Annotated in this window: 15 protein-coding genes and 1 pseudogene; 7 read left to right on the top strand and 9 right to left on the bottom strand. The window is 74.8% G+C overall.

Features of this window, described 5'->3' with window-relative positions; translation table 11 throughout:
* The first annotated feature begins 4 nt into the window (after positions 1-4).
* Positions 5-964, top strand: a complete 960-nt coding sequence (locus ACFC1F_RS32285; RefSeq protein ID WP_376163675.1) for a sigma-70 family RNA polymerase sigma factor — start codon at positions 5-7, stop codon at positions 962-964.
* A 92-nt stretch (positions 965-1,056) separates the two neighbouring features.
* On the opposite strand, the gene ACFC1F_RS32280 is transcribed toward ACFC1F_RS32285, so the two are convergent.
* Together ACFC1F_RS32280 and ACFC1F_RS32275 are read right to left on the bottom strand one after the other, a co-directional pair.
* Positions 1,057-2,640, bottom strand: a complete 1,584-nt coding sequence (locus tag ACFC1F_RS32280; RefSeq protein WP_376163673.1) for a DEAD/DEAH box helicase — start codon at positions 2,638-2,640, stop codon at positions 1,057-1,059.
* 371 nt (positions 2,641-3,011) lie between these two features.
* Entirely contained in the window at positions 3,012-3,215 is a 204-nt protein-coding gene (locus tag ACFC1F_RS32275) for a cold-shock protein (RefSeq protein WP_042388274.1), read from the bottom strand.
* A gap of 393 nt (positions 3,216-3,608) precedes the next feature.
* On the opposite strand from ACFC1F_RS32275, the gene ACFC1F_RS32270 reads away from it, so the two are divergent.
* Positions 3,609-4,466, top strand: a complete 858-nt coding sequence (locus ACFC1F_RS32270) for an S-methyl-5'-thioadenosine phosphorylase (protein ID WP_376163671.1) — start codon at positions 3,609-3,611, stop codon at positions 4,464-4,466.
* On the opposite strand, the gene ACFC1F_RS32265 is transcribed toward ACFC1F_RS32270, so the two are convergent.
* Positions 4,432-4,902, bottom strand: coding sequence for a hypothetical protein (locus ACFC1F_RS32265; RefSeq protein ID WP_376163669.1), 471 nt, complete (start codon positions 4,900-4,902; stop codon positions 4,432-4,434). The two genes, ACFC1F_RS32270 and ACFC1F_RS32265, sit on opposite strands and share 35 nt — an antisense overlap.
* Complete coding sequence (locus ACFC1F_RS32260) at positions 4,899-6,014, bottom strand: molybdopterin-dependent oxidoreductase (protein WP_376163698.1); 1,116 nt, start codon at positions 6,012-6,014, stop codon at positions 4,899-4,901. The genes ACFC1F_RS32265 and ACFC1F_RS32260 overlap by 4 nt, the downstream gene beginning before the upstream one ends.
* A gap of 195 nt (positions 6,015-6,209) precedes the next feature.
* Between ACFC1F_RS32260 and ACFC1F_RS32255 the strand changes: the two genes are divergently transcribed.
* From ACFC1F_RS32255 to ACFC1F_RS32245, 3 genes are all read left to right on the top strand, one after another.
* Positions 6,210-7,547, top strand: a complete 1,338-nt coding sequence (locus ACFC1F_RS32255; protein WP_376163667.1) for a glycosyltransferase 87 family protein — start codon at positions 6,210-6,212, stop codon at positions 7,545-7,547.
* Between the two features lie 64 nt (positions 7,548-7,611).
* On the top strand, positions 7,612-8,325 hold the full coding sequence (locus tag ACFC1F_RS32250) for a molybdopterin-dependent oxidoreductase (RefSeq protein WP_376163665.1): 714 nt from the start codon (positions 7,612-7,614) through the stop codon (positions 8,323-8,325).
* Positions 8,309-8,998: a cytochrome b/b6 domain-containing protein gene (locus ACFC1F_RS32245; protein ID WP_376163663.1), complete on the top strand. Its 690-nt coding sequence runs from the start codon at positions 8,309-8,311 to the stop codon at positions 8,996-8,998. Before ACFC1F_RS32250 ends, ACFC1F_RS32245 begins: the two co-directional genes overlap by 17 nt.
* Here ACFC1F_RS32245 and ACFC1F_RS32240 read toward each other — a convergent pair.
* The 3 genes and pseudogenes from ACFC1F_RS32240 to ACFC1F_RS32230 all read right to left on the bottom strand — a co-directional run.
* Positions 8,948-9,616, bottom strand: coding sequence for an SAM-dependent methyltransferase (locus tag ACFC1F_RS32240; protein WP_376163661.1), 669 nt, complete (start codon positions 9,614-9,616; stop codon positions 8,948-8,950). The genes ACFC1F_RS32245 and ACFC1F_RS32240 overlap by 51 nt on opposite strands.
* Positions 9,613-10,140, bottom strand: a complete 528-nt coding sequence (locus tag ACFC1F_RS32235; RefSeq protein ID WP_376163696.1) for a DUF2064 domain-containing protein — start codon at positions 10,138-10,140, stop codon at positions 9,613-9,615. The genes ACFC1F_RS32240 and ACFC1F_RS32235 overlap by 4 nt, the downstream gene beginning before the upstream one ends.
* 102 nt (positions 10,141-10,242) lie before the next feature.
* A pseudogene (locus ACFC1F_RS32230) lies at positions 10,243-10,965 on the bottom strand (glycosyltransferase family 2 protein); the annotation flags it as partial.
* 166 nt (positions 10,966-11,131) lie between these two features.
* Between ACFC1F_RS32230 and ACFC1F_RS32225 the strand changes: the two are divergent.
* Together ACFC1F_RS32225 and ACFC1F_RS32220 are read left to right on the top strand one after the other, a co-directional pair.
* The gene (locus tag ACFC1F_RS32225; RefSeq protein WP_376163659.1) at positions 11,132-11,887 is read left to right on the top strand and encodes a response regulator transcription factor; all 756 of its coding nucleotides are present in this window, start codon (positions 11,132-11,134) and stop codon (positions 11,885-11,887) included.
* Positions 11,884-13,020 carry a sensor histidine kinase KdpD gene (locus ACFC1F_RS32220; RefSeq protein WP_209414232.1) on the top strand — a complete coding sequence of 379 codons (1,137 nt, stop codon included), beginning with the start codon at positions 11,884-11,886 and terminating at the stop codon, positions 13,018-13,020. The genes ACFC1F_RS32225 and ACFC1F_RS32220 overlap by 4 nt, the downstream gene beginning before the upstream one ends.
* Here ACFC1F_RS32220 and ACFC1F_RS32215 read toward each other — a convergent pair whose 3' ends face one another.
* Positions 13,021-14,076 carry an NAD-dependent epimerase/dehydratase family protein gene (locus tag ACFC1F_RS32215; protein ID WP_376163657.1) on the bottom strand — a complete coding sequence of 352 codons (1,056 nt, stop codon included), beginning with the start codon at positions 14,074-14,076 and terminating at the stop codon, positions 13,021-13,023.
* A gap of 252 nt (positions 14,077-14,328) precedes the next feature.
* Positions 14,329-15,534, bottom strand: coding sequence for a CapA family protein (locus ACFC1F_RS32210; protein WP_376163655.1), 1,206 nt, complete (start codon positions 15,532-15,534; stop codon positions 14,329-14,331).
* Between the last annotated feature and the right edge of the window lie 161 nt (positions 15,535-15,695).

Below are 15,695 nucleotides of genomic sequence, written 5' to 3'. Positions count from 1 at the left end.
CCGCGTGGACAGCGCCGCTATCGATCGCTTCGACACCAGTCGGTTCGAGGCCGGCCGGAATCGGCTGGCCTCACTGGCGTACCGGCTGCTGGGCTCCGCCGCCGACGCCGAGGACGCCGTGCAGGACGCCTTCCTGCACTGGCAGGCCGCCGACCGGCAACGGATCACGGTGCCGGAAGCATGGCTGACCAAGGTCGTCACCAACCTGTGCCTCGACCGGCTCCGCTCGGCCCGGGCCCGCCGCGAACGCACCGTCGGCGCCTGGCTGCCCGAGCCACTGCTCGACGGCGACCCGATGCTCGGCCCGGCGGACACCTTCGAGCAGCGCGAATCGGTCTCCCTGGCCGTGCTGACCCTCATGGAGCGCCTGTCACCCGTCGAGCGGGCCGTCTACGTCCTGCGCGAAGCGTTCTCCCACAGCCACGCCGAGATCGCCGGGATCCTCGACATCACCGAATCCGCGAGCCAGCAGCACCTCCACCGGGCCCGCCGCCGCATCACCGCCGCGCGCCGCGGCGGCGGCGAGGCCGACCCGGCATCCGCCCGCAGGATCGTCGAGGAATTCCTCGCAGCCGCATCCTCGGGCCGGACCGAACGCCTGGTGGCGCTGCTCACCGACGACGCGACCGCGATCTCCGACTCCAACGGCGCCGGCCCGGCCAAGACGCTGCTGAGGTACGACACACCACAGCGCGTCGCCGCCATGGCACGTGCCGGTTTCAGACCCACACCCGCGAAGCGGCGACTCGTCGGCGGGACGCCCGCGATCCACTACGCGTGCGTCAACGGCGCCCCCGCGATCCTCTTCGTGATCGGCGACCGGGTCATCGGCGCGGTGACGTTCGACATCACCGGCGGCAGGATCGCGACCATGCGCGGCATCGGCGTCCCCACCCGCCTCGTCCGCCTCACCGAAACCTGGCAGCAACACGAACGGGACACGCCACTCGTCGCCCAGTGGTGACCCGACGCCGACCGCGGCACCCCGGGACCGGTCAGGGCCCCGGGCGAACTGCGCGGGCCCGGCCCGCGCGGTGGCCCGGGCCCGCCGGGGTGCTACGCGGCGAGGGCGGCGCGCCCGGGCGCCCGGCGGCGGCCGGCGGAGCCCTGGTCGTCGCGGCCGTGGGCCGCCCGGGACTCGCCGCTGATCCGGGCGGGGCGGCCGCGGCGGCCGCGGTTCGTGGAAGCGCCGCGGCGCGGTCGTTCGACGACGGGGTCGGGGATGACGACGGGCACGCCGGTGGGCACGCGGGCGCCGGTGATGCGGGCGAGCTCCTCGTCGCCGGCCAGGACCCTGGTGGTGACGGGGGTGATGCCGGCCGTGGTCATCATGCGGGCCATCGCGCGGCGCTGGTTGGGCAGGACGAGCGTGACGACGGTGCCGGACCCGCCGGCCCGCGCCGTGCGCCCGCCCCGGTGCAGGTAGTCCTTGTGGTCGCCCGGCGGGTCCAGGTTGACGACCAGGTCGAGCCCGTCGACGTGGATGCCCCGGGCGGCGACGTTGGTCGCGACCAGTGCGGTCACGTGGCCGGTGCGGAACTGTTCCAGGGTGCGGGTGCGCTGCGGCTGGGACTTGCCCCCGTGCAGGGCCGCGGCCTTCACCCCGCTCGCGAGCAGGTCGTCGACCAGGCGGTCCGCGCCGTCCTTGGTGTCGATGAACATGATCACTCCGCCGTCACGGGAGGCGATGTGGGCGATCGTGGCGTTCTTGTCGAAGTTCTGCACCTGCAGCACGTGGTGCTCCATGGTGGTGACCGTCGCCGCGGACGGGTCCACCGAGTGCGTGACCGGGTCCTCCAGGAAGCGCCGCACGAGGCGGTCGACGTTGCGGTCCAGGGTGGCGGAGAACAGCATCGTCTGGCCGCCTTCGGCGACCTGTTCGAGGAGCTCGGTGACCTGCGGCAGGAAGCCCATGTCGGCCATCTGGTCGGCCTCGTCGAGGACGGTGACGCCGACCTCGTCCAGCCGGCAGTCGCCGCGCTGGATCAGGTCCTTGAGCCTGCCGGGGGTGGCCACCACGACCTCCGCCCCGCGGTTGAGCGCCTGAGCCTGACGGCCGATCGACACCCCGCCGACCACGGTCGCCATCCGCAGGCGCACCGCGTGGGCGTAGGGGGTGAGGGCTTCGGTGACCTGCTGTGCGAGCTCGCGGGTGGGGACCAGGACCAGGGCCAGCGGTCGGCGGGGTTCGGCCCTGCGCCCGGCGGTGCGGGCCAGCACGGCGAGGCCGAACGCGATCGTCTTGCCGGAACCGGTGCGGCCTCGTCCGAGGACGTCGCGGCCGGCCAGCGAGTTCGGGAGCGTCGCGGCCTGGATCGGGAACGGCGAGGTGACGCCGTGCCGGGTCAGCACCGACAGCAGCGCCTTCGGCATGTCCAGCTCGTCGAAGGACTCGACGGCCGGCAGCGCCGGGGTGCTGCTCACCGGCATCGCGAACTCCCCCTGCGAGGAGGAACCCTGGCGGCCACCCCCGGGGGAGGAGCGCCGGCCCCCGGCCGGCCGGGATCCGTAGAAGGAGGAGCCGCCGGACCGGGAACCGCCGGATCGGGAACCGCCGGACCGGGAGCTGCCGCCGGAGCGGGAGCCCGCGGCGGAGCGGGAGTCGGCGTTCTGGTAGGACGAGCGACTGGAGCGTTCCATGGAAAAACCTTCCTCGGGGCGGCACGTCACGAGGAAGGCTCCGTGGCGCGGTGCGCCGGCGGAGACCGCAAGGGAACGGGCCGGAGTGTGACGGGCGGAGCGTGGACGGTAGAACCGTGCGGCACGTCGTCACCTACGGTCGGCGCTCACCGAAAGGAGCGGGAGCGAAGAACTCGAACCGTGAACTGTCACGGCAGGGCGCAGATCCGGACGCGGCGCTGTGCGTCTCGCGTGGGGGATGGCCGCCGGTGGCGGAGCCAGGGGCCTCAACGGCCGGGGACGCGTCGTGGTGCAACGCCGAGGGGCCCGCACCGGGCATCATGTACGCGGTGCGGGCCCCTCACTGCTGGGCGTATGCCGTGGCAGGAGAACTACAGGGGGCGGATGTTCTCGGCCTGCGGGCCCTTCTGGCCCTGCGTGACGTCGAACTCGACCTTCTGGCCCTCGAGCAGCTCACGGAAGCCCTGGGCGTTGATGTTCGAGTAGTGGGCGAACACGTCCGGGCCGCCACCCTCCTGCTCGATGAAGCCGAAGCCCTTTTCCGCGTTGAACCACTTCACGGTGCCGTTAGCCATAAAAAACAATCTCCTTCAAAGGCTGTCCGAAGCACGCACAGTGCGGGCTTCCAGTCGCCGCGATGAGCGCCCGCCCGGGGAAGAGCCGGGAAACAAAAATGCGCCTGCGAATACATCAGCAGGCGCACACAAAGTTCATGGGAACCACTACTGCAACTAAAACGACTCTAGCAGGCCCGGGACCGAAACGGTGGATATTCCGGCGCCGGTTCCAGGAAAACGTCCCCCGGGGCCGTCGGCCGGGTGCCGGCGGTCCTCGGCACCGGCGCCGCGCGTGCGGTGCGGTGCGGTGCGAGGGACGTTCGTGATTCGTAAGGCCCGGCGCCCCGGTTCCGGCACGGGCCGTTCCTACAGTTGCCGGGAGGTTGTTCCCGAGAAGAAGGGCGGACCGCGATGACGGCCGACCAGGACGTCCTGCCGAGCGCCGAGGTGGCCGTGATCGGCGGCTCCGGACTCTACGAGCTGCTGGACGACGTGACGGAGGTACGGGTGGACACCCCGTACGGCGAACCGAGCGACTCGCTGTTCCTCGGCGACGTGGCCGGGCGCACCGTCGCCTTCCTGCCCCGGCACGGCCGCGGCCACCGGGTGCCCCCGCACCGGATCAACTACCGCGCCAACCTGTGGGCGCTGCACACCCTGGGCGTGCGGCAGGTGGTGGCGCCGTGCGCGGTCGGCGGGCTGCGCCCGGAGCACGGGCCGGGCACCCTGCTCGTCCCCGACCAGTTCGTGGACCGGACCTCGGGGCGGGTGCAGACCTTCTACGACGGGCTGCCGCTGCCGGACGGTACGGTGCCGGAGGTCGTGCACGTGTCGATGGCCGACCCGTACTGCCCGGCGGGGCGGCACGCGGCGATGGAGGCCGCCCGGGAGGCGGCCTGGGAGACGGTCGACGGCGGCACGCTCGTGGTGATCGAGGGCCCGCGGTTCTCCACCCGCGCCGAGTCCCGTTGGTTCACCGCCAACGGCTGGTCGGTGGTCGGCATGACCGGCCACCCGGAGGCCGTCCTCGCCCGCGAACTCGGGCTCTGCTACACCTCGGTGGCCCTGGTGACCGACCTCGACGCCGGGGTGGAGAGCGGCGGGGGCGTCACCCACGGCGAGGTCCTCAAGGAGTTCGCCCGCAACGTCGACCGGCTGCGCACCGTGCTGTTCAAGGCACTGGAGCGGCTGCCGCTCGAGCGCGAGTGCGCCTGCCCGCACGCCCTGGACGGTCTCACGACCGGTCTTCCCGGGGTCGCCGGCGCCTGACGGCCCGCTCCCGGCCCCGCTGCCGGTCCCGGTCCCGCTGCCGATCCCGGTGCCGCCACCGCCCGACGAACGCGACCAGCAGCGCGACGCCGGCGGTGGCGGCCAGTACCAGCAGCCAGTTGCGCAGGTAGGGCAGCGGCAGCACCGACGGGTTGCCGTGGTCGTCGTCGGCGCGCAGCACGGCGGGCAGGCCGACGGCGGTGACGGCCGCCGCGACGACCAGCCAGCCGCGCAGCACGGGCCCGCGCACCAGGAACGCGCCCAGCAGGCACACCAGCGGCACCCACAGCCCGTCGTGGATCACCAGCCCGCCGAACGCCCAGACCAGGATGCCCAGTGGGTCGGTGATGTACGGGTCGCCGAGCAGCCCGTAGAGGCCGTAGCCGATCAGGGCGAGCCCGGCCGTGAGCAGCAGGCCGCGGACGACGGTGGTCATGCGATCACCTCGATGCGCGCGACCCACTTGGTCTGCAGGACACCGGGGCGGTTCGGCGCGATGACGCGCGCGGGGAATCCGTGGTCCGCGGCCAGGACCTCGCCGTTGACCCGCAGGGCGAGCAGGCTGAGCGGATCGTCGACGTACGGCGCCGGCATCTCCGTCACCCGGTACGGTCCCTCGGCCTCCAGCGAGGTGACCCGCACCGCCGAGCCGGGCGGGGCTCCCGCCCGCCGCACCAGGTCGGCCACCCGGACCCCGGTCCAGCGGGCCGAGGCGCTCCAGCCCTCCACGCAGGAGATGGGCAACTCCACCTCGTGCTGGGGCAGTTCGCCCAGGTCGGCGAGGGTGAGTTCGTACGGCCGAGGGCCGTCCACCCGGAGCCGCCAGTCGGCGGGCACGGTGACCGTCCCGGCCTGGGCGGCGGTGCGGTTCACCGGCAGCCCCTGGGGGCCGAGATCGGGGCGGCGCGGGGCCAGCAGGTCCAGGGAACGCAGCCACGGCACGGTCTGTCCGGCGGTGACGAGGGTGACGGCGCCGGTGGCGGCGGCGGTCGCCGTGAGGAACGCCCGGCGCTGGGCCAGGGCCGGAGCGGTCCGGCGCCACCAGGCGGAGGCGATCTGGGGCGCCTTGACGCAGAGGTGGACCAGCAGTCCTCCGGTCGCCAGCCAGCCCAGCCAGAAGTGGGTCTGCCGGAACGGGAACGGCCACGGGTACCACTGCAGGGTGTTCAGCAGACCGGTGAACAGCTCCAGCAGGACGGCCGCCACGAGGAGTGCGATGCCGAGCCGCTCCAGGGCGTGCAGCACGCTGCGCGCCGGCGGCCACTCGAACAGCCGTGGGTAGACCGCCCACAGTTTCGCTCCGGCCAGCGGGATCGCGGCCAGGCCGCTGATCACGTGCAGGCCCTGGGTGATCCGGTAGCCGTTCACCGGCCGTGCGGGCAGGTGCGGCGCGAGCCATCCGGGCGGGTCCTGGAGCAGATGGCTGGCCAGACCGGTCAGGAAGCAGACCAGGAGGGCAGCACCCAGCCAGCGGCCGACGACGACCACGGTCCGGGCCTCGTGCAGCGGTGAGGTGAACGCCCCCTCGCGCAACGGCCCGCGGCGCAGGAACGCCGGGGGAGCGGGCAGCGGCGGGTCGTGGCGGCGGCGGGCGGAAGGAGTGCCGGAGTCGGCGGGTTCGGTGTCCACGCGTCCATCGAAGCGCCCCGGCACGTCCCGCCGGTGCTCCGACGTGCTTACGGAACGCGAACGCCGGGCTCGCCGAGCGGTCCGCCCGCCCCCGCCGGTGGAAGGGTGGGCGACGTGACCTCCCGTACCGTCCCGCCCTGCCTCCTCGCTCTGGCCACCCTGGTCACCGCCCTGGCGCTGACCGTCTCCCGCAGCGGAGCCCTCCCGCTCCACGGCTGGTACCTCCTCGACGTCGCCCTCTTCGCCGTCGCGGTACCGCTGCTGCGCAGGGTTCCCCGCCGACAGGCCGTGCCGCTGGTCCTGGCCGGCAGCATCGCCGTGGCCGCCGTCGGGCTCCTGGCACCACCGCGCACCAGCGACGACGCCTACCGCTACGTCTGGGACGGCCGGGTCCAGGCGGCCGGGATCTCGCCCTACGCGCACACCCCGGACGATCCGGCGCTGGCACGGCTGCGCGACCCGGTGCTCTTCCCGGTGGGCGACGGATGCACGGGCTGGGACGAGCGGCGCACCACGGCCGGGGACTGCACCCGGATCAACCGGCCGGCCGTGCACACCATCTACCCGCCGGTGGCGCAGGCGTGGTTCGTCCTGGTGCACCCGTCCGGCGGCGGGGTCCGTGGGGTGCAGGCCGGCGGGGCGGTGCTGGCGGTGGCGACCACCGGGCTCCTGCTGGGGCTCGGGCGGGAGGCGTGGCGGGCCGCGCTGTGGGGCTGGTTCCCCGGCGTGACGGTGTGGGCCGTCAACGACGCGCACGTGGACACGCTCGGCGCGCTGCTGACGGTCGCCGGGCTCGGCTGCGCGGCGCGGGGGCGAGCCGTCCGCGGGGGACTCCTCCTGGGCGGCGCGGTCGCGGCCAAGCTGCTGCCGGCCCTCGCCCTTCCCGGCGCGCTGTCGGGCCTGCTGGCCCGGCGCCCGACCCGCGACGACGTCCTGCTCGTCGGAGCCGCGCTCGGCGCCTTCGCACTGTCCTACCTGCCGTACGTGGTGGCCTCCGGCACCTCCGTGCTGGGCTACCTGCCGGGCTACCTGCGGGAGGAGGGCTACGAGCAGGGGCACATCGACCGGTTCGGACTGCTGCGACTGGTGCTTCCGGACCGCCTCGTGCCATGGGCGGCGGCTCTGGTCCTCGCGGTGGTGGCGGTCCGGGTGCTGCGCCGGGGCGACCGGCACCGGCCGTGGGCCGGCGCGCTCCTGGTGACGGGCACGGCGCTGCTGCTCGTCGCGCCCTCCTACCCCTGGTACGGGCTCCTGGTGGTCGCGCTGGTCGCCCTCGACGGCCGCTGGGAGTGGCTGGCCGTCCCGGCCGCCGGGCAGGCGCTCTACCTGACGGGAGGCCAGGCGGCGCAGCAACTCGCCTACGGGACGGCGCTGTGCGTCGTCCTCCTGGTCCCGCTGCTGCGGCAGCGCTCCGCGGGCCGGCCGGCCGTGGTGGCGGGCGGCGAGAAGTGACGGAAGTCTGACGTACCGGCGCCGGCCCTGGCCCTTTCGCCGCTCGGCTGGTCGAATCGGCGGCGTGAGCGAACAGATCGACGAGGGCCGGGGAACGCCGGTCGGCCGACGCGTGGTGCTGGGGCTGCTCGGGCTCGGCGCGGCGGGGGTCGCGGCCGGCCCGTACCTTCAGAGGGCCCAGGACGCGGTGGCCGGCAAGGACCCGACGGGTCTCACCGGCCTGCTGCCGGGAGGAGGCGGCTTCCGGTACTACTCCGTGGTCTCCTCGGTCCCGACCCGGGGCCCGGACACGTACACCCTGACGGTGGACGGACTGGTGGAACGCCCCGGCAGCTACCGCCTGGCCGACCTCCAGGCGATGCCCCAGCGCCGGATCGTGCGGGACGTGCAGTGCGTGACCGGCTGGCGGGTGCCGAACACCCCGTTCGAGGGCGTGCCGCTGGCCCACCTGCTCGACGCCGCCGGCGTCACGGCGGGCGCCGCAGCGGTGCGGTTCAGCTGCTTCGACGGCGAGTACACCGAGAGCCTCACCCTGGAGCAGGCCCGGCGTGACGACGTGGTGGTCGCGCTCAAGCTCCAGGACGCCCCGATCTCCCACTCCCACGGCGGGCCGGTACGCCTGTACGTGGCGCCGATGTACTTCTACAAGTCGGCCAAGTGGCTGTCCGGGATCACCGTCACCGGCACGGTGGAGCCGGGTTACTGGGAGCAGAACGGCTACGACGTCGACGCCTGGGTCGGCCGCTCGAACGGACGTGACGATGCACCGACCGTCTGACCTCGTCCTCCGCTTCACCCGGGCCGAGCGCTGGGTGCACCGCGCCACCGCCGCCCTGATGCTGACCTGCCTGGCCACTGCCGCCTGCCTCTACCTGCCGCCGCTGGCCGAACTGGTCGGGCGCCGAAGGCTCGTCGTCACCGTGCACGTGTGGTGCGGCCTGGCGCTGCCGGCACCGCTGCTGACCGGACTGGCCTTCCGCGCGGTCCGCGCGGACGTGTCGAGGCTCAGCCGGTTCCATCCCGTGGACCGGCAGTGGCTGCGGGCGACGTGGGCACGCGCGGCGCACCGGCCGGCGGGGAAGTTCAACGCCGGGCAGAAGCTCTACGCCCAGTGGACGCTCGGGGCGATGCTGGTGATCCTCGGCACGGGCCTGCTGATGTGGCTCACCCACCTGGCGCCGCCGGCCTGGCGGACCGGCGCGACCTTCGTCCACGACTGGCTCGCCGCGGCCATCGCCGTGGTGACCGCCGGGCACGTTCGCCTGGCCCTGCGGGACCCCGAGGCCCGGCGCGGGATGCGGACCGGGCTGGTCGACCGCGGCTGGGCCGCGCGGGAGCACCCGCAGTGGCCCGACGGCCATCCTGCGGGGGCGGAGGAGCAGCCCCGGCGGCACGCCTCGTCAGCGGGGACGGACGACCTTCCGGAAGGCGAGGAAACGCCGGCCGTGTGAGGACCAGCGCTCGGTCTCGACGAGCCCGGCCCGACCGGCACGACGGGCGGTGGCCGCCGCACCACTGCGGGCCCAGGCGAACGGCGGCCCGACCCGCCCGTCGGGGCCCTCGACCCGGACGGTGATCCGTTCGTCGATCTCCCCCGGCTCCACCTCGACCAGCAACACGCCACCCGGAGCGAGGATTTCGGCGCTCCGGCCGAGCAACAGCCCCGGGTCGCCGCCGATGCCGAGGTTGCCGTCGGCGAGCAGCGCGCCACCCCAACGGCCCTCCGCGGGGAGCCGGTCGAACACCGACCGGCGCAGGGCGGGCCCGCCGAGGCTCCTGGTCCGGTCCACCGCCGCTCCGGTGACGTCGACACCCATCGCCGGCACGCCCAGACCCAGCAGGGCCGCGACGAGACGGCCGGGGCCGCACCCGAGGTCCACCACCGGCGCGGCCAGCACGGTGCAGCGCAGCAGCAGCCCGTGATCCGCCCCGGCGGCGGGCGCGCACCAGCGTTCGACATCGAGCGGGATCCGGTGGCCGCCCTCGCCCCGCAGCCACAGCGGGCCCCGGCCGGCGCGGACGGCCTCGGCGAACGGGTCGTCCACCCACGGCTCGGCAGCGACGGTCACCCCGTCACCTCCCGGTCGGTCTCGATCGATCGGAGGCACGCCGCGAACCTGCCCGCCGGAGCCTCGGCGGCGACGTGACGCGCATCCCGGATGGTGTCCACGTCGGTGACCACCGGGAGCCGGCCGATCATCAGGTTCTCCGCCACCAGCCGGTCGAGCAGGGCCTGCCCGGTGTCCGGTGCGGACATCGGCAGCCCCAGGAGCAGCCGCCCGGCCAGCCGCTCGGTGGGCCTGGCCAGCCCGAGCGCCCAGAACCCGCCGTCGCCGGCCGGGCCGTACCAGGCGTCGACGCCGGTGCGCCGGGCGGGCGACAAGGACTCGGCGAGGAGTGCGGCGTCCACCTGCGGGGTGTCCATGCCGACCAGCAGGGCGGGTGCGTCCGGCGCGAGAACGGCGGCCGCCGCGAAGGCCGCCGCGAGCCGCTCGTCCAGCCCGCCGCCCGACTGCGGCACGACCTGCCAGCCGGGGGGCAGCCAGGCGCCGACGGCGCCGTCCAGGACGAGCAGCCGCCGTCCGGCCGGCATCCGGGAGAGGGCGGTGAGGGTGTCGGTGAGGGCCGCCTCGGCCAGCGCCGCCGCCTGCTCGGGCGTGCAGGGCGGGGTGAGACGGGTCTTCACGCGCCCCGGGACCGGCGACTTGGCGATCACCATCAGGGTCGGGGCCGGCGCGGCCAACACGGCCCGCATGTCACGGACGGCCTGCCGGGTGCCGCGCACGGTACCGGTGACCTTGGAACGACCCGTGCGCGGCAGGTAGTCGACGGGCGTCTCGGCGATCCGCATCCCGGCCGCCGACGCGGAGAGCACCATCTCCAGGGGGTAGCCGGAGCGACGGTCGCCCAGGCCCAGTGCCAGCAGCCGGTCACGGCGGGCGGCCCGCATCGGCCCGAGGTCGTGCAGCGCCGCCCCCGTCCTCGCCCGCAGCCGGCGGGCCAGGGCCGCATTGGCCAGGCGGGCGTGCAACGGCCACGCCCCGGCGGTCGCGGGGCGGCGCCGGCCGAGCACCAGGTCCGCCGAGCCGGCGAGGACGGGCCCGGCGACCCTCGGCAGCTGGGCGGGATCCAGCGAGCCGTCGCAGTCCATGAAGCAGACCAGCTCGGCGGTCGCGGCGAGCAGTCCGGCGTGGCACGCGGCGCCGAAGCCGCGCCGCGGCTCCTCGACGACCGTCGCGCCCAGCGAGCGCGCCAGCCCGGCCGAGCCGTCACGGGAACCGTTGTCGACGACGATCGCGCGCCAGCCCACGGGCACACGCCCCAGCACCCAGCTCAGGGCCTCGGCCTCGTCGAGGCACGGCAGGATCACGTCGGCGCACGGCGGAAGAGGGGGAATCGAATCGATCACGTCGGCCACGCTAAGCGCGGGCGGGCACGTGGCGGCCGAACCGCGCCCTTACGAAAGTCCTACGTCGGCCCACCGGCGGCGGGCCCGCGGTCCGCCGGAGCCGCGATCTTACGGAACGCGAACGTCGAACCCGGCGCGGCACCCGGCCACGGCCGCGGCTCGTATCCTCGGCGAGGTGAACGACAGCCCCGCTTCCGCCGCACCACCGGACCCCGCCCGCATCCTGGTGATCGACGACGACCTCACCGTGGGCGAGGTCGTCGCCGGCTACCTCACCCGGGCCGGCCACCACGTCGACCGGGCCTGCGACGGCAACCAGGGCCTCGACCTGGCCCGCGCCCACCGCCCCGACCTCCTGGTCCTGGACCTCATGCTCCCCGGGATCGACGGCCTGGAGATCCTGCGCAGGCTGCGCGCCACCGAGGACGGCGCCGACCTCCCCGTGGTCATGCTCACCGCCAAGGGGGACGAGGCCGACCGCATCCTCGGCCTGGAACTGGGCGCGGACGACTACGTCACCAAGCCCTTCAGCCCGAGGGAGCTCGTCCTGCGCGTCCAGTCCGTCCTGCGCCGATCCCGCGCCGCCGCTCCCACGACGCCGCCCCCCGGACCGCTGGCATCCGGGGACATCGTGCTCGACCCGCAGGCCCGCCGGGCCCACCGCGGAGGACGTGAACTCACGCTCACACTCAGGGAGTTCGACCTTCTCGCGTTCCTCCTCCGGTACCCCCGGACGGTCTTCCCCCGCCAGGAGCTGATGCAGCGGGTCTGGGGCTGGGACTTCGGGGACCTCTCCACCGTCACCGTCCACGTCCGCCGGCTGCGCGAGAAGATCGAGGACGACCCCGCCGCACCGACGCTGATCACCACGGTCTGGGGCGTCGGCTACCGCTACGACCCGGTGACGGACGAGAAGGACGGCCCGGCGTGAAGGACCTGCTGCTGATCGCCCTGTTCGCGGGGCTCGGCGCCACCGGCGCCGGCCTGCTCGGATGGGTGGCCGTGCGACTGCTGCGCCGCCGCTCGATGGCGCTCTCGCTCTTCTGCGTCGCCGTCGTCACCGTCCTCGCCGTCACCTCCGGGACGTTCGCCGTCGCCCAGGCGATGTTCCTGTCCCGACACGACCTCGGCGTGGTGATCACCGTCCTCGGCATGGCCTCGGTCGTCTCGCTGCTCACGGCCGCCCTCCTCGGACGCCAGGTCGTGGCCGGCAGCCGCGCCCTGACCGCAGCCGCCCGTACCGTCGGGAGCGACACCGGCTTCACCGCACCGGAGCACCCCCTCGGCCTCGAACTGGCCCAGCTCAGCGAGGAGCTCGCCGCCACCAGCGCCCGGCTCGCCGAGTCCCGCGCCCGGGCGCAGGCACTGGACGCCTCGCGCCGCGAGCTGATCGCCTGGATCTCCCACGACCTGCGCACCCCCCTCGCCGGGCTGCGCGCCATGGCGGAGGCGCTGGAGGACGGCGTCGTCGACGAGCCCGGGCACTACCTCAAGCGGATCCGCACCGAGGTCGAGCGGCTCACCGGGATGGTCGACGACCTCTTCGAACTCTCCCGCATCCAGGCCGGCGCGCTGTCCCTCTCGGTGTCCCGGGTCTCCGTCTACGACCTGGTCGACGACGCGCTGGCCGGTGCCCACCCCCTGGCCCGCCAGCGGGGTGTCCGCCTGGAGGGCCGTCAGGTCGCCGCCGAGCCGGTCGAGGTCGACAGCCGCGAGATCACCCGGGTGCTCGGCAACCTCCTGGTCAACGCGATCCGCTCGACGCCCGAGGACGGCGTCGTCGCCGTCTCCGCCCGCCGGGAGGTGGACGAGGTGGTCCTCTCGGTCACCGACGGCTGCGGCGGCATCCCGGAACAGGACCTCTCCCGGGTGTTCGAGACCGGCTGGCGCGGCAGTACCGCCCGCACGCCGCGGCGGGATCCCGGCGAAGGCGGGGACAGCGGCGCCGGGCTCGGCCTGGCCATCGTCCGCGGCATCGTCGAGGCGCACGCCGGGCGTGCCCGGGTGCACAACGTCACCGGAGGCTGCTGCTTCGAGATCGCGCTCCCGGCGGCGCGCGGGTAGTCAGGCCCGCAGGGGCGCGGCGGCGAACTCGGCCATCCCCGCACGGAACGGCACCCGGGCCCGCCAGCCCAGCTCGGCCCGCAGCCGGGAGGAGTCGGCGGTGACGTGCCGGACGTCCCCGAGCCGGTACTGCCCGGTCACCACCGGGGCCGGCCCGCCGTAGGAGTCGGCCAGCGCCCGGGCCATCTCGCCGACCGTGCGCACCTCCCCGCTGCCGACGTTGTACGCCCGGGCGTGGCCGGGCAGCCGGCCACGGACGTCCTCCAACGCGGCCAGGTTCGCCGCCGCGACGTCGTCGACGTGGACGAAGTCCCGGCGCTGGCCGCCGTCCTCGAACACCCGTGGGGCCTCGCCGCGGGCGAGCGCCGAACGGAACAGCGAGGCCACCCCGGCGTACGGGGTGTCCCGCGGCATGCCCGGGCCGTAGACGTTGTGGTAACGCAGTGCCAGGACGGACCCGTCGCACGCGCGGGCCCAGGCGGCGGCCAGGTGCTCCTGGGCGAGCTTGGTCGCGGCGTACACGTTGCGGGGGTCGCCCGGTGCGTCCTCCGCCACCAGGCCCGGCCGGAGCGGCTCGCCGCACGCCGGGCAGGGCGGTTCGAACCGGCCGGCGTCGAGATCCTCCGGGCGCCGTGGACCGGGCGTCACGCTCCCGTGCTCCCGGCACGCGTACCGGCCCTCGCCGTAGATCACCATCGATCCGGCCAGCACCAGGTTCCGCACCCCTGCCCGTGCCATCGCGGAGAGCAGCACCGCCGTGCCGAGGTCGTTGCAGCCGACGTACTCGGGCGCGTCGTCGAGGTCGAGACCGAGGCCGACCATCGCCGCCTGGTGGCAGACCGCGTCCACCCCGGCGAGGGCCCGCTCCACCGTCTGCGCGTCCCGGACGTCGCCGTGCCGGAACTCGGCGTCGGCCGGCAGGTCGGGAGCCGACCCCGAGGGGTGGACCGCGGGCAGCAGCGCGTCCAGCACCCGGACCTCGTGGCCCGCCACGACCAGGGCACGCACCACGGCCGAACCGATGAACCCGGCGCCGCCGGTGACCAGAATCCTCATGACCGGGGACGCTACCGGTCGAGCCGCCCCCTGGACCGTCGCGCTGCGACGGTGTCAGCAATCCGTAAGGCGGACGTGCCAAGTCGCGGTCGGGAAGGCGGAGTACGCCCTCGGACGTCGAAGCGGCCCCGGCGGACCCGCTCCGCGCACGGGCCGGCCGTGCAGGCCCGTTCACCCCGCCGGACGTGGAGGACCGGCACGCGGCCGGCCGTCCGCGTGGCCGTCCTCGTGACCGCCGCGCCGGGGGCCGGCTCAGGGGGCCATGGTCAGTCCCGCCGCGGCGGCGCCCCGGCTGAGCACCACCGAGCTGATGTGCTCCAGGGCCCGGGCGTAGTCGGCCCGGGCGGGCTCGCGGCGGGCGGCCTCGCGCAGGTCGAGGACACGGTAGGGCGGGCCGAGGTCCGTCACCTGGGGCACGAACTCGGCCCGGGAGACCGTCCACCGCTGCCCCGGTGCGGGCGGCGGGGCGAAGGTGAACCGGGCGATCGAGCTCCAGTTGCCCCGCGGGTCCTCGGCGCCGTCGTACGTGAACATGTGCCCGGCGAGCTGGTCGCCGAGGCCGTACACCGTCCAGGTCTGGTTGACCTTCTCGTACGCCTGGGGGACGTGCGCGTGGGTGCCGAGGATCAGGTCGATGTCGGCCCGGGCCCCGTCCTGTCCCGCGGCCAGCTCGCGGGCCAGGGTGAGTTGCTGCTCGTTCGGCGTGTCCTGCCATTCGGTGCCCCAGTGGATGCTGACCACCACGAGGTCCGCGCCGGCCTGCCGGGCGGCGCGCGCGTCGGCGAGGATCCGGTCCCGGTCGATCAGGTTCACCGCCCAGGGCCGGCCCGCCGGCAGCGGGATGCCGTTGGTGCCGTACGTGTAGGCGAGCTGGGCCACGGTGGCGCCGCCGGCGCGGAGCAGCGCGGGCCGCCCGGCCTCGTCCGCGTCGCGGGCCGAGCCGGTGTGCGCCAGGCCGACGGCGTCCATGGCGTCGAGCGTGCGCCGGATGCCGGCCGGGCCGTCGTCGAGGGTGTGGTTGGAAGCGGTGTCGCAGGAGGTGTAGCCGGCCTCCTTGAGGGCCCGGGCGACCTGGGGCGGCGACTTGAACGCCGGGTAACCGGTGAACGGCCCGCCGTCGGCGCCGTAGACCGTCTCCATGTGACAGATGGCCAGGTCCGCGCCGCTGATCAGCGGTTTGACGCCGGCGAGCATCCGGCCGAAGTCGTACCCGTCCCCGCCCGCGTCCTCCTTGGCCTGCTGGATGATCTCGGTGTGCGGCAGGACGTCGCCGGTGGCGACGAGGGTGAACGCCCGCGGCCCGGTCGGCGACGCGGTGCCCCGGGCCGGGGACGCGGTGGACGTGGGGCTCCCGCTCTCCACCGGCGGCAGTGCGCCCGGGGCACCGCAGCCGGCGGACGCGAGGAGCAGGGTGACGGCCGCCGCGACGGCTGGTGGGCGGATCGGACGCATGGTCATCTCGTCTCACAGTCGGAAGGTAGGACCAACCCTCCGACTATGCGACGGCCCGGCCGCGCCCCCTCGGACCCACGCCCGGAGGTCACCCCGGGGCACGCGTCCGGCCTTGCCGCCCGGCCCTGGTGTGGCGGGCGGCGAGGGCCGCGCCCGGCCGGCCGTTA

The sequence above is a fragment of the Kitasatospora sp. NPDC056181 genome (assembly GCF_042266225.1).
Taxonomy (GTDB): domain Bacteria; phylum Actinomycetota; class Actinomycetes; order Streptomycetales; family Streptomycetaceae; genus Kitasatospora.
This window is presented reverse-complemented; position numbering and strand designations above follow the sequence as displayed.

Excerpts from the sequence above, each read along its gene's own strand:
- ACFC1F_RS32280 (WP_376163673.1), bottom strand. The coding sequence starts at position 2,640 with ATGGAACGCTCCAGTCGCTCGTCCTACCAGAACGCCGACTCCCGCTCC.
- ACFC1F_RS32245 (WP_376163663.1), top strand. The coding sequence starts at position 8,309 with ATGCACCGACCGTCTGACCTCGTCCTCCGCTTCACCCGGGCCGAGCGC.
- ACFC1F_RS32235 (WP_376163696.1), bottom strand. The coding sequence starts at position 10,140 with ATGCCGGCCGGACGGCGGCTGCTCGTCCTGGACGGCGCCGTCGGCGCC.
- ACFC1F_RS32270 (WP_376163671.1), top strand. The coding sequence starts at position 3,609 with ATGACGGCCGACCAGGACGTCCTGCCGAGCGCCGAGGTGGCCGTGATC.
- ACFC1F_RS32210 (WP_376163655.1), bottom strand. The coding sequence starts at position 15,534 with ATGACCATGCGTCCGATCCGCCCACCAGCCGTCGCGGCGGCCGTCACC.
- ACFC1F_RS32215 (WP_376163657.1), bottom strand. The coding sequence starts at position 14,076 with ATGAGGATTCTGGTCACCGGCGGCGCCGGGTTCATCGGTTCGGCCGTG.
- ACFC1F_RS32275 (WP_042388274.1), bottom strand. The coding sequence starts at position 3,215 with ATGGCTAACGGCACCGTGAAGTGGTTCAACGCGGAAAAGGGCTTCGGC.
- ACFC1F_RS32265 (WP_376163669.1), bottom strand. The coding sequence starts at position 4,902 with ATGACCACCGTCGTCCGCGGCCTGCTGCTCACGGCCGGGCTCGCCCTG.